The organism is Streptomyces tubbatahanensis, from assembly GCF_022699385.1.
Taxonomy (GTDB): Bacteria; Actinomycetota; Actinomycetes; order Streptomycetales; family Streptomycetaceae; genus Streptomyces; species Streptomyces diacarni.
Genome location: NZ_CP093846.1, coordinates 4,680,083 through 4,693,699, shown reverse-complemented (window position 1 = coordinate 4,693,699; position 13,617 = coordinate 4,680,083). Strand labels below are relative to the sequence as shown.

The window sequence follows — 13,617 nt, the reverse complement described above, 5'->3', positions numbered from 1 at the left end:
CTCGGTTCGACAGCTCGGTTCGAAGGCTCGGTTCGGGGCTCGGTTCGGAGGCTCGATGACGGAAAAAGGCAGAGGAGCGGCCAAGGAAGGAACCCCCGCGCCACAGCGCCTCGGCCGATCCGTGAACCACTGTGCACCCCGCCACTGACAATGCCTCCGCCATCGCTTCTGACCTGCGGCAACGAGCAGTTGGGGCGCGTTGTCAGTGGCGGCGCCTACCGTTTTCGGCATGGGTGGACACACGGTCCGCCGGCCGGCGGAGCGAGCAGGCACGCCGATGCCGGCCGACGACGCGGCGCTCCGCGCCGAAGGAGAGGGCGCCGGAGCGGAGACCAGCACGTCCGGAGAAAGGAGCTCCGGCGCAGGGAGCTCCGGCGCAGGGACACCTACCCCGGCCCGGAGCCGGTCCCGCACCGAGGCAGCGCACCGTCGTGCCGCCCAGCGCGCGGCGCGGATCAGCGCGGGCACGGAGGAGTTGGAGCAGCGGCTGGCCGACCTGCTGCGCGGCGGTCTCGCGGGCGCCGAGCAAGCGGGATACACGCCGTGGGAGGAGATCGCGGCCCGCATGGTCGACTCCCAGGCCCCTGGCCTGGCCGCTCGGGTACGGGAACTGGGTTCGGTCGCCGGTTCCGGCGAGGGATGGCCGGAACGGCTGCTGGCCGAGTGCGCGCTGCTGCATCTGCTCGCCCGCGCCTGGGAGGGGAGGGACGCGTTGCCGACGCCACTGGCCGAGACGGTGCGCACCCGGATGGGTCTGACGGTCGAGACGTCGGAACTTCTCGCGGACGGTGCCGCGTTGATACGGGACGAGTGGCTGGTGCTCGCCCAGCGCGACACGGAGGAGGGGCGTCTCACGGCCCGGCGCATCTGGCTGCACGGCCGAGCGACGGGGCGATCGGCGATGCTGCTCTCGTTCGCCGCCGGTGGGCGTGCGCCGGAGCCGGCGCTGCCGGTGGGGGCGGCGCTGGACGCCGAAGTCGCCTACTACCCCGGTGGCAGTCCGCTGCGGGTGGCGCTCGGCGAGCGGCACGGGGCGCCGGTGCCCGGTTTCCGGCCGACGGGCGGCAGCATCGCGGAAGCCCTGGAGACGTACGCGCACGCTCTCCACGGCGACCCGTGGCTGGAGGGCTGGCCGTACGTGCTGCGGGATGTGGTGCCGATACCCCCGCCGGAGGGCGGCGCGTCCGCCACGGGACCGGCCCGGTCCCGGCCCCGGACGGCCACCGGCTGGCAAGTGGCCTCCGCCGGAGCCGATGTCGCCCTCCCCCTCGCCCCGGAAACCAGCCCGAGAGCCCTGTGGAAGCTGCTGGCCATGTCCGCCGACGGCCCCCTCACGGTCTTCGGCGAGTGCGGGCACCACGGCTTCACCCCGCACACGGCCTGGCTCGGAAGCAGACCCGTCACCCTCTGACGACGGAAGGCGGGGCAGCCGGGCCAAGGGAAAGAGGAGACAGCGGCGGGACGGGAGCTGAACGACGTGTCGGCTGAGACGGAAGTCGAACGCAATCATCAGGTGAGCGGACCGCCGGAGGCGGCGGAAGCCGCCGAGCCGAGAACGGAGACGGAGGCGGAGGCGGAGGCGGCGGAAGCCGTCGAACCGGACGCGACGGCCGGGTCGGCGCGGCCCGACGAACCGGAGCACGACGGCGAACCGCTGGCAGCGGCCGGGTCGGCGGGGCCGGACAAGCAGGAACTCGGCGGGCAGCCGGAAGCGGCGACCAGGTCGACGGGAGCCATCTCGCCCCCGTACCCGGGCCCGGGGGCGGGTCCCGGCCCGGGCCCGGGCCGGGGGCAAGCGGACACGGACGGTCCGCACCGTGCGGGGCGGGGCGAGGGCGGCGGGGCGGACGGCCCGGAGTGGGGGGAGTTGGTGGCTGCCGCTCTGCTGGGGAGCGAGCGGCGGCACCCGCCGGGCGGGAGCGCGACGGCGTTGCTGGACGCGGCAGCGGCCGAGACCGTACGCCGTCGGGCCGGGGCGCGGCCCGACGCGCCCCGCAGTCGGCCGGGGCCCGCGCCGCACGACGCGCGGACGCCGCTGCCCACCGCTGCCGAGCAGCGGCTGGCCACGCTGCTCGCGGAGCGGGCGGGCGGCGGGACGGGGCACCCGGGCGCGGTGGCGGGGCGGCGCGGTGCGGGCCCCGACCTGGGCGAGTTGCTGCCGCAGTGGCTCGCCGAGGCCAACCGCCAGGGCTACCGCGCCCCGGCGGACCTGCTGCCGGCGCTGCTGGACGCGGCGCGGGCCCGTACGGACCTGCGGGCCGAGACGTTGGCCTTCGCAGGCCCCCGGGCGCTGTGGCTGGCGCGGCACAACCCGGACTGGAGGTTCGCGCTGCGGGACGGCGTGCGGCGCCGCGCACCGGGTGCGGGTGAGGACCCGGGCGTGGGCGAGCGGGTCTGGCAGGAGGGGCTGTTCGCCGAGCGGGTGGCGGTGCTGTCGTCGTTGCGGCGGCACCGGCCGGAGGCGGGGCTGGCGTTGCTGGCCTCGACCTGGCAGACCGAGCGCGCCGAAGACCGGCTGATGTTCCTGGACTCACTGCGCCAGGGGCTCGGCGAGGCCGACGAGTCGTTCCTTGAGCGTGCTCTGGCGGACCGCAGCCGTACGGTGCGGGCGACGGCGGCCGAGTTGCTGGCTGCGCTGCCAGGCTCCGCGCTGGCGGCGCGCATGGCGGAGCGGGCCAGAGCCTGCGTGGCTCCGGACCGGGTGCGCGGCGGCGGCATCGTCGTGGAGGCGCCGCACGAGTGTGACGCCGGTATGCAGCGCGACGGCGTCATACCCAAACCGCCCACCGGGCGGGGTGAGCGGGCGTGGTGGCTCGTCCAGTTGGTGGAGGCGTCCCCGTTGGACGTGTGGTGCGCACGGCTGGAGGGGCGGACGCCCGAGCAGATCGTCGCCCTGCCGGTCGCCGACGGTTGGCGGGACGACCTGCACGCCGCGTGGTGCGGTGCGGCTGTCCGGCAGCGGAACGCCGCGTGGGCACGTGCGCTGATCGGTGAGCCCATCGAGCCGTTCGCGGAGGGGCCGGGCGATCCGGCCAAGTTGTTGTCGGTGCTGCCCGAGGAGGAGCGGGGGGCGTGGGCCGCACGCTTCATCGCGGCTCACGGCCTGTCGGAGGCGTTTCGCATTCTGGGGGTGTGCGCGGTGCCGTGGTCGCTGCCGTTGGGGCGGGCGGTCGTGGACGCGCTGGAGATCGCCAGGGACGCGGGGAGTTACCCGTGGAGCTTCAGCGGGGTGATGGGGCTGGCGGAGCGCTGCCTGGACCCGTCCGACGCCGAGCGGCTCGCGCCGCTCGCCGCTGTTCCCGACGCACGGGAGGAGGAGTCTCCGGGGGCCGGCGCCTACTGGGCGGAGTCGTTCCAGCGGCTCGTCAGCACGTTGCGGCTTCGGGGCACGATGCTGGCGGAACTGAGCGGGAGGGGGTGATCCGGCGGGTGATCCGGCTCTGTGGCGCGCAGTCCTGGGCCACTGGCAGGGCTCAGGCGGCCACCGGTCCCACGTGCGTGCGGATCCAGTCGACGACCTCGTTGGTCGTGGCGCCGGGGGTGAAGATCTCCGCGACGCCTTGTTCCTTGAGCGGGGGGATGTCCTCCTCGGGGATGATCCCGCCGCCGAACACCTTGATGTCGCCGGCGTCCCGCTCGTGCAGCAGTTCCAGGACGCGGGCGAAGAGGGTGTTGTGCGCGCCGGAGAGGATGGAGAGGCCGATGGCGTCGGCGTCCTCCTGAATGGCGGTGCCGACGATCTGCTCCGGGGTCTGGTGCAGGCCGGTGTAGATGACCTCCATGCCCGCGTCACGCAGGGCGCGGGCGATGACCTTGGCGCCCCGGTCATGGCCGTCGAGGCCGGGTTTGGCGACGACCACGCGGATCGGACCGGACACAACCATCATTGCCTCCCTGTTGGACGACCTCCACGACCTCCCGGCCGGGTAGGCCATGGGGGCGTGAACGCACGTTATCCCCAGCATCCCGCAGCCGTCCGTCCCGCGCCCGGAAGGGAGGGAGAAATCACACGCCGGGCCACCCTCCACGGCCTGCGGACGCACATCCGCGTCGGCGCGGGTCCGCATCGGCGTCCGCGTCGGCTTCCGCGTCGGCGCCGGTCCGCATCGGCGTCCGCGTCGGCTTCCGCGTCGACGTCCGCGTCCGCCGCGCCGCGCGCTCCCGGCCGTACACCTCGTGCGCCCCGGCGCACTGGCGAGGCGGCGCGCGGATGTGTCCGTCGTTTCGTTGATTCCACCGGCAGGCGGGGATTCCGTTCGGGTACGGTGTTTCTGCCCGATTCCGTGCGGAGTTGGCCGTGGGGGCGGACGCACGACGGGACCGGGGAGGCGCGGCCGACCGCTCCTCGGAACAGCCCCAGTTTTTCGAACGTATTTCGAACTCAGCGTCTACTACCCGTCCGTAGTCCGCCGAAAGACGGCTGATTGCCCTTTTCTCGAGCGGCTAAAACCCCCCGAAGATTGTCGCCGTCGCGTACCGCCGGGTACAGTCGCCGCACTGCTCCGCCCCTGTCGCCGAGGCGAAAGAGAAGTTGGTGGTGAACGACCGTCATCCGTCGGGAGTCCCGAGTCCCGACGACGACTCCGGTGCCGGCTTCTCGTACGAGCCCTCTAGCGGGGACTACGGACAGTCGGCGTACGGCGCGTACGGTGAAGCCGCCTACTCGACGGACCCGCACGGTGGGTACTCCGTCGGCGCCTACGACTCCACCGTCGGCCATGCCGTCGATGCGTACGGCTCCCCCACCGGCGCTTACGCCTCCTACGGCGACGACGACCCGCTCTTCGGAACCCTTCCGGGAGCCGGGGCGCACGCGGGCGCCGTCCCGCAGGCCGGGACCGGCGGCTATCCGAGCGCGGGCTGGGAGAACACCGCGGCCGGCTACGCCGCCTACGACGGCTCCGGATCCTGGGACGCCGGTTACGGCACGCAGCCCACTGGGGACTACAGCACTGGGGACTACAGCACCGGGGACTACAGCGTCCCGGCCCAGGCAGGACCTGAGCAAGCGCATTACGGCTACCCCGCGCCCGACGACGGGACCGGCCAGTGGACGTTCGGCGTGCAGGACGCCGGGCAGCAGACCGCGGCCTGGGACACGTCGTCCTGGAACGGCGGTTGGGACGCCCCCGGTGAGGGCGCGGTCGGCGTCGGTGCGGTGGACGCAGCGACGGCAGCCGGCACGACAGCAGCCGGCGCGGGGACGGCCGACTGGTACGTGGCCGAGTGGAACACGGCCGGCTGGGACAACGGCGGTTGGCACGCGGGCGCCTGGGAGACGGACGGTCAGGGTGCGGCGTACGGCTACGAGTCCCCCGATGGCCACGAGGGGCACGCCGGGCTCCAGGCATACGACGGCTACGGTTTCGACGGCCTGAGCCACACCCCCGGCCAGGAACAGCAGTTCGCGCAGGACTCGCCGCCGCAGCATCAGCATCAGCAGCAGGACTTCGCCGCTCAGCAGGGCTCCACCGCTCAGTGGGACTTCTCCGAACTGGCGGAGCACCAGCAGGCGTACGACGAGGCCGCCCCGGCGTCGGACATGGCGTCGTCCGCCACGTCCCGCGTGGTGGACGAGGACGCCGCGGAGGGCGAGTTCCCCGACGAGCACGACGTTGCGGACTCCTCCGCTCCCGTGGCTCTCGGTACGGTCGGCAGCGGCCCCTCCGCGCGGGGGCGCCGGCGCTCGCCCAAGCCCCGACCGCGCCGTCGTGCGCTGATGACCGTCGCGGTGCCGTCGGTGGCCGTCATGGGTGTGGCGGGCGCGGCCGCGGCCAGCGTGATGGGCGGTGACGACGGCGACGGCAGCAAAGACAGCGGCACCACCACCGTCGCGGCACCGGACGCCGCACCGGTGAAGCCGTCGAGCGCCAACAACAAGCTCGACACCCAGCTCGCGGGGCTCTCCGCCGACGCCGACGACTTCGCCGACCGGGCGAGTCGCACGCAGGAGCGCATCGACCTCAAGCAGCGTCAGGAGGCCGAGAAGGAGCGCAAGGCGAAGGAGGCGGCGCGCAAGGAAGCGATGCGCCCCAAGTTCGTCCTTCCGGTCAAGAACCACACGCTCAGCGCCCGCTACGGGCAGGCCGGGGTGAACTGGATGTCGGTGCACACCGGCATCGACTTCCCCGTCAGTTACGGCACCTCCGTCATGGCGGCCACCGACGGCACCGTCTCGACGAAGTACGACGCGTCGTACGGGAACATGGCCATCGTGACGGCCAAGGACGGCACGCAGACCTGGTACTGCCACCTGAGCAGCAACAAGATCCGCTCCGGACAGGTGAAGGCGGGCGACGTCATCGCCTACTCGGGCAGCTCGGGCAACTCCACGGGTCCGCACCTCCACTTCGAGGTGCGGCCGGGCGGCGGCTCGGCCGTGGACCCGATCCCGTGGCTCCAGAGCAAGGGCCTCAACATCAGCTGACGGAGCCGCGCTTGGCCAGGGCGGCCCCGGGGCGCCCGCACACCTCGGTTCAGCTACGGCTGAAGACGTCGATGTAGCCGCCCCACTCGGGCCCGTCCCAGCTGATGTTCAGCTTCGACCCGTCCGGCTTGACCTCGACGGTGCCCTTCTCGCGGCCGTCGAGGGGCTTGGCGCAGTGCAGTGTGATGCGCGGCTTCTCGCTCTTCGGATCGTCGATCTCGCCGGGGCAGCTCTGCTTGCCGGTCGTCTCGACCTTCGTACCGTTGATCTTCACCGTACTGAGGGGGCTGTCCCGGTTGCCCACCCGCCAGATGCCGTCCAGCCCTGCGGGCGCCTGAGAGCCGGCGGACTCCTCGTTACCTGACTCCCCCGGCCCCGACTTTCCCGACTCCGACGCACCGGATTCCGCCTTGCCGGTCTCCGCCTTGCCGGATTCCGCCTTGCCGGAGCCCTCGTCCCCGGAGGATCCGCCGCATCCGGCCAGCAGTCCGGCGGCCAGCACCAGGGCGGCGGGGCCCCACTTCCTACGCATGACTTGTCTCCTTTCGCGCCGCCGGGACCGGGTGCGACCGCCGGGTCCTTGGGTGCACTCGTCCGGATCCACCCGGCCCCACTAATGCATGACTTGACGCATTAGCCGCGAGGGAGACTAGCATGCGGCCCGGTACGGGAGGACGGGCACGGGAGGGCAGCGGCGCGGGCTTGGGAGGACAGTGACAGGGGCGCGGGGAACGGCTTCGGCATCCGGTGCCGGGCGAGGGCGGGGGACGGCATGACACAGCAGCAGGCGCACGGATCGGTACGGCCGGGCGGCAGGACGGCCCGCACCCGGGCCGCGGTACTGGAGGCGGCGCGGGAGAGGCTGGGGGCCGGGCAGTACGCGGAACTGACGGTCGAAGGGCTGGCTGCCCGGGCCGGGGTGCACCCCTCCACGATCCGCCGGCGCTGGGGCTCGGTGCACGGGGTGGTCCTCGACCTGTTCGACCACGTCGCCGGAGAGATCAGCATTCCCGACACCGGCAGCCTGCACGAGGACCTCCGCCTCCTGGCCGAGGGCATCCTGACCCTGTACACGTCCGCGCAGCACCGCAACACCCTGTTCCGTATGGTCGCGGCGGCCACCGCGCACCCCGAGGGCGAGCGGACGGTGCGGGACTTCTTCGCCGCGCGTACCCGCCAGGTGTCCGGCATGGTCCGGCACGCCGCCGCCCGCGGGGAGATCCCTCCGGGCACCGACGTCCTCGCCGTCATCGAGGCGGTCAGCGCACCGATCTACTACCGGCTGCTGGTCAGCCGCCAGCCGCTGGAGCCCGGGGTGGCGCGGCGGACGGCCGACGCGGCCTACCACGCGGCACGCGCGGGCGCCTTCGCCTGAAGGCCACCGCAGCCCGCTGAGCCCCGCCGTCGAAGGTGCGCCCCGCGGCTACAGCTTCTCCACCGGTGCGTACCGCAGCAGCAGCCGCTTGGGCTTCTCGCCGCCGAAGTCGATGGTGGCCTCGGCGTTGTCGCCACTGCCCTTGACGGCCTGGACGGTGCCCAGGCCGAAGCTGTCGTGGGTGACACGGTCCCCGACCTGGAGGGAGACCACCGGCCGGTCCGTCGTCCGCCGCGTGGCGAACCCGGAGGGGCCCCCGCGCCGGGACGAGGCGCCGGCGGACGAGGAGAGGGAGGCGGCGATGCCGGAGGGGGCTCCGGCGGGCCCGCTGCCCGCACCCGTCCGCTTCCAGTCGAGGTACTCCGCCGGGATCTCCTCCAGGAAGCGGGAGGGCGGGTTGTAGGAGGGCTGGCCCCAGGCGCTGCGCATGGCGGCACGGGTGAGATACAGCCGTTCCTGGGCGCGGGTGATGCCGACGTAGGCGAGCCTGCGCTCCTCTTCGAGCTCCTTGGCCTGGCCCAGGGCGCGCATGTGCGGGAACACGCCGTCCTCCATGCCGGTCAGGAAGACGACGGGGAACTCCAGGCCCTTCGCGGTGTGCAGGGTCATGAGGGTGACGACGCCCTCCTCGTCGCCCTCCTCCGGGATCTGGTCGGAGTCGGCGACGAGGGCGACCTGTTCGAGGAAGTCGGCGAGGGTGCCGGCGGACTCCTCCTCGCCCCGCTCCTGTTCGAACTCCAGGGCGACGGCGGCAAGCTCCTGGAGGTTCTCGATGCGGGTCTCGTCCTGGGGGTCGGTGGAGGACTGGAGCTCCGCGAGATATCCCGTCTGTTCCAGCACCGCCTCCAGCACCGTGGCGGGTCCGGCCCCGGACTCCACGACGGTGCGCAGCTCCTCCATGAGGACGTTGAAGCGCTTGACGGCGTTGGCCGAACGCGCCGCCATGCCGTACGCCTCGTCGACGCGGACGAGCGCCTGCGGGAAGGTGATCTTCTCGCGGAGGGCCAGCGCCTCGATCATGGCCTCGGCGCGCTCACCGATGCCGCGCTTGGGGACGTTGAGGATGCGGCGCAGCGGCACCGCGTCCTCCGGGTTGGCCAGCACGCGCAGATAGGCCAGGATGTCGCGGACCTCCCGGCGCTCGTAGAAGCGCACGCCGCCGACGACCTTGTAGGGCAGGCCGACGCGGATGAAGATCTCTTCGAAGACCCGGGACTGGGCGTTGGTGCGGTAGAAGACGGCGATGTCACCGGCGCGGACCTTCTCCTGCGCCGGCTCCCCCTCCGCCGCCTCTCCGTCCGCGAGGCGGTCGATCTCCTCGGCGACGAACTGGGCCTCGTCGTGCTCGGTGTCGGCGACGTATCCGGTGATACGGGGGCCCGTACCCGCCCTGGTCCACAGGTTCTTGGGGCGGCGGTCGGCGTTGCGCTCGATGACGGCGTTCGCGGCGGACAGGATCGTCTGCGTGGAGCGGTAGTTCTGCTCCAGCAGGATCGTCGTCGCGTCCGGGTAGTCCTCCTCGAACTGGAGGATGTTGCGGATGGTGGCGCCGCGGAAGGCGTAGATCGACTGGTCGGCGTCGCCGACGACGCACAGCTCGGCCTGCTCCTCCGCCGGGCCGACGAGCTCGCGCACCAGCTGGTACTGCGCGTGGTTGGTGTCCTGGTACTCGTCGACGAGGACGTGGCGGAAGCGGCGGCGGTAGTAGTCGGCGACGTCGGGGAACGCCTGGAGCAGGTGGACCGTCGTCATGATCAGGTCGTCGAAGTCCAGCGCGTTGGCCTCGCGCAGCCGCGCCTGATACATCGTGTAGGCCTCGGCGAGGGTCTTCTCGAACCCTCCCCCAGACTCCGTCCGGGAGGTGCCCCCACCCGCCTGCCCGGCGAAGTCCTCCTCGTCGATCAGCTCGTTCTTGAGGTTGGAGACCTTCGCGCTGAACGCCTTGGGCGGGAACCGCTTCGGATCCAGGTCCAGATCGCGGCAGACCAGGGCCATCAGGCGCTTGGAGTCGGCCGCGTCGTAGATCGAGAACGACGAGGTGAAGCCCAGCTTCTTGCTCTCCCGGCGCAGGATGCGCACGCACGCGCTGTGGAAGGTGGACACCCACATCGACTGGGCGCGCGGCCCCACCAGATCGGCGACGCGCTCCTTCATCTCGCCCGCGGCCTTGTTGGTGAAGGTGATGGCGAGGATCTGGCCCGGGTGCACGTTCCGGGCGCCCAGCAGGTAGGCGATGCGGTGGGTGAGCACCCGCGTCTTGCCCGAGCCCGCGCCCGCGACGATGAGCAGCGGGGAGCCGGCGTGCAGCACGGCCTCGCGCTGTTGCTCGTTCATCCCCTCCAGGAGCGCGGCGGGGTCGACGACGGAGCGGGGCGCGCCGTCACGGTGGTAGGCGTCACGCCCCGCGGCGGCGCCCGCACCCGCGCGCGGGCCGGCGAAGGTGCCCCGGAAGAGATCCTCGGGGATCTCCTCCTCCGGGCCCTGGTGCCCGTGCGAGCCGGGGGCCTCGGGGTCCTCGGGCGGTGGCGGCGCGTCCGCCTCGGGGCTCGTGCCGTCGAGGTCCGCCAGGAAGCTGTCGTCGAAGAGGCTGCTCATCGTCGTACGAGTCTAGGCCGACACACCGACACACCTCACGCCCTGTGGAAAACCCGGCCCCGAGCGGCTCCGAGAGCACACCCCGCGCCCGCGGGCCGCACGGACGGGTCGCCCCCGCGGAGTCGCTCCCACGGGCGGAGCGTCCCCGCGGAGTCGCCCCACCCAGGGGTCACACCCACAGGACGGCGATGAAGATGTTGACCATCGTCAGCAGGCCGACCGCGCCGAACAGCGGGGTGCTCACGCGCTCGTCGTCGCGCTTGACGTAGGTGATGCCGAGGATCACGACGAGCAGGGCGAGCTTGACGCCCATCTTGAGGTTGTTCACCGGGCTGTCGTCGGCCTGGTGCAGGCCGATCATGGCGACGCCGGTGACCAGCATGGTCAGCGCGCCGTGGAGCATGCCGGGGGCTATGCGGGCCTCACCCTTGCCCATCGCCTTCATCTGCGTGAAGAAACCGCCCAGGAGCGCGGCGATACCGATGACGTGCAGGCCGACGAAGACATTGATGAGTACGTCCATGCCGGTGAGCGTATCCGGGCGTTTCCGGCGCTCTTAGCACACCCCCGCCTTCGCCGTCGAGACCGACACGGCATCGGTCGGCTCCGCGCATATGCGCCCGGCACCGTGCGGACGGCGGCCCTTACCGGACAGAGAAGGGCAGCTTGCACCGATAGAGATCATTTGCGGTCATTCCCGTGCCCGGCGGCGGGGTCCGCGCATAGCGTCCTCGTCAGGTGGCCGCGCCCCGCCGGTCGGCGCGGCCACCCCCCGGCAGCCGGGCCAGATGTGACCTCAGTGACACACCAGTGACACCCGATGAGGAAGTGACGGCCCCCATGGCCTCGCACCGCAAACCCCCTCCCCGCCCCCGACCGCTCACCGCCGCCCGCGCGGCCCTCACTCTCGCCCTCACGGGCATCACGGGCGCCACCGCACTGGGCGGCACCGCCCACGCCGACAAGGCTCCAGCGGACCGCGCCCCCGCAGGCGAGGCTCCCGCAGGCGAAGCTCCCGCCGGCGAAGCCCCCACGGAGGCAGCTCCCACGGACAAGGCCGACGTCAAGGCGAAGGTCGACCGGCTCCACCGGGAGGCCGAGAGCGCCACCGAGGCGTACAACGGCGCCCGCGGTCAGGCGGAGGCCGCACGCGACGAGCTGGAGTCGCTGCGCGACGAGGCCGCCCGCACGCAGGCCGGGCTCAACACCGCCCGCTCCGCCCTCGGCGCATACGCCACCCAGCAGTACCGGGAGGGCAGCGGCGTCGCCCCCACCCTCCGGCTCGCTCTCTCCGCCAGCCCGTCCGACTACCTGGAGCACGCCGCGCTGGCCGAACGGGTCGCGGATCGCAGGTCGACGGCCCTGCGCCGCACCGCGGCACGCACCCGGCAGCTGGCGCAGCTGCGCGAGGAGGCGGCAGGCGCGTCGGCCGAGCTGGACCGCTCGGCCGACGCGGCACGCGGCCACAAGTCCGCCGTCCAGCGCAAGCTGCACGCGGCGCAGCGGCTCCTCGGCACCCTCACGGCGCAGCAGCGCGCCGACATCCTCCGTGAACCCGCCGGCCCGTCCTCCACGGACGCGTCCCCCACGGACGGCGGCCGGAAGGGAGGCCCGAACACCAGCCCGTCCACGACGGGGTCCCGACGGGGCGACCGTGCGGACGGGGGCGGGGGCGGGACGGGGAACGGTGCCGGGGTCGCCCAGCAGAGCGACGCCTCCCCGGCGCACGGCCCCGCCGGTGCCGCGACGGCCGGGCGCTCCGCCCGCGCGGTCGCCTTCGCCCACCGGGCCCTCGGCAAGCCGTACGTGTGGGGCGGCACGGGCCCTTCGGGGTACGACTGCTCCGGGCTGACCCAGGCGGCGTGGAAGGCGGCGGGCGTCTCGCTGCCGCGTACGACCTACAGCCAGATCCACGCGGGCACCCGCGTGCCCCGCTCCCGGCTCGCGCCGGGCGATCTGGTCTTCTTCTACGACAACGTCAGCCACGTTGGCCTCTACATCGGCGGCGGCCGCATGATCCACGCGCCGCGCCCCGGTACGTCGGTGCGCGTGGCCCCGATCGATCAGATGCCCTTCGCCGGAGCGGTCCGGCCCGGCGGTGCGACGTCAACCGGAGGATGACCGCCACTCACCCACACGAGCACCGCTTGGCGTGCCTATCAACCTCTCTCCAGCAGGATCACCCGGGCCGTGGACGGCCTCCGAGGCCGCCCACGGCTGAGGTGAGGCACAATCCCCTTGCATCACATGGAAGTTGAGAGGCGGGGTTGCACAGTGGCCGTGGACACGGCTCGGGACGGCTCGAAGGGCCCGGACGACGACGAGGACGGCCCCGACGGCGCCGCCCAGCGCACCGACGACGACGCCCGGCGCACACCCGCCGACTCCAGAACGAGCCCGACCGCCGCAGACACCCGCGACGCGGGGAGCGCCACGGCGACGCCGCGGCGCCCGGAGGCGGGCCGGGGCGCCGGCCCGCAGCCCGGCTGCGCGGCGCAGGCGCCGCGCAGCGCCCCGGATGCCACAGGTCCGGCGGGTGTTACACGCCAGGCGGGCGCCTCACGTGAGGTGAACGACGGTGGCGTCCGCAGTACCCGTGAAGTGGACGACGGTGGCGTCCCCCGTACCCGCGAGGGGGACGACGGTGGCGGCGGGAGGCCGGAAGGGGCCCGGGTTCCCGGGGCCAGGGCCGGCGAGAACCCCGCACGAGCGTCCGGGCGTTCGGCGACGCCCGACCCGGCGACTCCCCGCACGCGCCCGTCGGCACCCCGCACACACCCGTCGGATTCCGGCGCCCGCTCGGAGGCACCCGGGGCCCGCTCGGCGCGTCCCGAAGCCCGCCCGGCGGCTTCCGGCACGCGCGGCACGCCTCCCGACGCACGCCCGCCGGCATCGGGCACGCGCAAGACGCCCTCCGCCGGACGCCCGCCGTCTACCGGCGCGAGTCCCACCGGCACGCGCCCCCCGAAGACACGTTCCCCGGAGGCACACCCCGACGCACGCCCCGCAGCAGCGCACCCCACTGACCGCACCCCGCGTCAGGAACCGACCGCCCGGCCGCAGGGTCAGGGTCCAGGCGCAGGCACGGGCACGGACGCAAGCGCGACCGAGACGGGCACGGGCACGGACGCAACGGGCGCGGGCGCGGGGTCCGGTGCAGGCTCAGGTGCCGGCCGGCGGCGGCCCCCTCGGGTGGAGCTGCCGCTGGGCGGCTCCGGCA

Annotated in this window: 9 protein-coding genes; 5 read left to right on the top strand and 4 right to left on the bottom strand. The window is 73.3% G+C overall.

Features of this window, described 5'->3' with window-relative positions:
- The first annotated feature begins 229 nt into the window (after window positions 1–229).
- Both MMF93_RS20260 and MMF93_RS20255 read left to right on the top strand, forming a co-directional pair.
- Complete coding sequence (locus MMF93_RS20260; RefSeq protein ID WP_242753517.1) at window positions 230–1,411, top strand: SWIM zinc finger family protein; 1,182 nt, start codon at window positions 230–232, stop codon at window positions 1,409–1,411.
- Window positions 1,412–1,867: 456 nt separating this feature from the next.
- Window positions 1,868–3,421, top strand: coding sequence for a DUF5691 domain-containing protein (locus MMF93_RS20255; protein WP_423835625.1), 1,554 nt, complete (start codon window positions 1,868–1,870; stop codon window positions 3,419–3,421).
- 52 nt (window positions 3,422–3,473) lie between these two features.
- On the opposite strand, the gene MMF93_RS20250 is transcribed toward MMF93_RS20255, so the two are convergent.
- On the bottom strand, window positions 3,474–3,884 hold the full coding sequence (locus MMF93_RS20250) for a coenzyme B12-dependent isobutyryl CoA mutase small subunit (protein ID WP_114015576.1): 411 nt from the start codon (window positions 3,882–3,884) through the stop codon (window positions 3,474–3,476).
- Between the two features lie 650 nt (window positions 3,885–4,534).
- On the opposite strand from MMF93_RS20250, the gene MMF93_RS20245 reads away from it, so the two are divergent.
- Complete coding sequence (locus MMF93_RS20245; protein WP_341483296.1) at window positions 4,535–6,427, top strand: M23 family metallopeptidase; 1,893 nt, start codon at window positions 4,535–4,537, stop codon at window positions 6,425–6,427.
- A 49-nt stretch (window positions 6,428–6,476) separates the two neighbouring features.
- Here MMF93_RS20245 and MMF93_RS20240 read toward each other — a convergent pair whose 3' ends face one another.
- Entirely contained in the window at window positions 6,477–6,959 is a 483-nt protein-coding gene (locus tag MMF93_RS20240; RefSeq protein ID WP_242753515.1) for a DNA ligase-like domain-containing protein, read from the bottom strand.
- A 240-nt stretch (window positions 6,960–7,199) separates the two neighbouring features.
- Here MMF93_RS20240 and MMF93_RS20235 point away from each other — a divergent pair, with 240 nt between their 5' ends.
- A complete protein-coding gene (locus tag MMF93_RS20235) occupies window positions 7,200–7,802 on the top strand; it encodes a TetR-like C-terminal domain-containing protein (protein WP_242753513.1) in 603 nt (200 codons plus the stop codon).
- Window positions 7,803–7,850: 48 nt separating this feature from the next.
- Here the strand turns inward: MMF93_RS20235 and pcrA are convergent, their stop codons facing one another.
- On the bottom strand, window positions 7,851–10,397 hold the full coding sequence (pcrA, locus tag MMF93_RS20230; protein WP_242753511.1) for a DNA helicase PcrA: 2,547 nt from the start codon (window positions 10,395–10,397) through the stop codon (window positions 7,851–7,853).
- Window positions 10,398–10,566: 169 nt separating this feature from the next.
- The gene (locus MMF93_RS20225; protein WP_242753509.1) at window positions 10,567–10,920 is read right to left on the bottom strand and encodes a hypothetical protein; all 354 of its coding nucleotides are present in this window, start codon (window positions 10,918–10,920) and stop codon (window positions 10,567–10,569) included.
- A 287-nt stretch (window positions 10,921–11,207) separates the two neighbouring features.
- On the opposite strand from MMF93_RS20225, the gene MMF93_RS20220 reads away from it, so the two are divergent.
- Window positions 11,208–12,518 carry a C40 family peptidase gene (locus tag MMF93_RS20220; protein WP_341483295.1) on the top strand — a complete coding sequence of 437 codons (1,311 nt, stop codon included), beginning with the start codon at window positions 11,208–11,210 and terminating at the stop codon, window positions 12,516–12,518.
- Window positions 12,519–13,617: the final 1,099 nt, after the last annotated feature.

What these genes read in the sequence shown, in the direction of transcription:
- MMF93_RS20225 (WP_242753509.1), bottom strand. Translation starts at nt 10,920, where the DNA reads ATGGACGTACTCATCAATGTCTTCGTCGGCCTGCACGTCATCGGTATC.
- MMF93_RS20240 (WP_242753515.1), bottom strand. Translation starts at nt 6,959, where the DNA reads ATGCGTAGGAAGTGGGGCCCCGCCGCCCTGGTGCTGGCCGCCGGACTG.
- MMF93_RS20250 (WP_114015576.1), bottom strand. Translation starts at nt 3,884, where the DNA reads ATGGTTGTGTCCGGTCCGATCCGCGTGGTCGTCGCCAAACCCGGCCTC.
- MMF93_RS20260 (WP_242753517.1), top strand. Translation starts at nt 230, where the DNA reads ATGGGTGGACACACGGTCCGCCGGCCGGCGGAGCGAGCAGGCACGCCG.
- pcrA (WP_242753511.1), bottom strand. Translation starts at nt 10,397, where the DNA reads ATGAGCAGCCTCTTCGACGACAGCTTCCTGGCGGACCTCGACGGCACG.
- MMF93_RS20235 (WP_242753513.1), top strand. Translation starts at nt 7,200, where the DNA reads ATGACACAGCAGCAGGCGCACGGATCGGTACGGCCGGGCGGCAGGACG.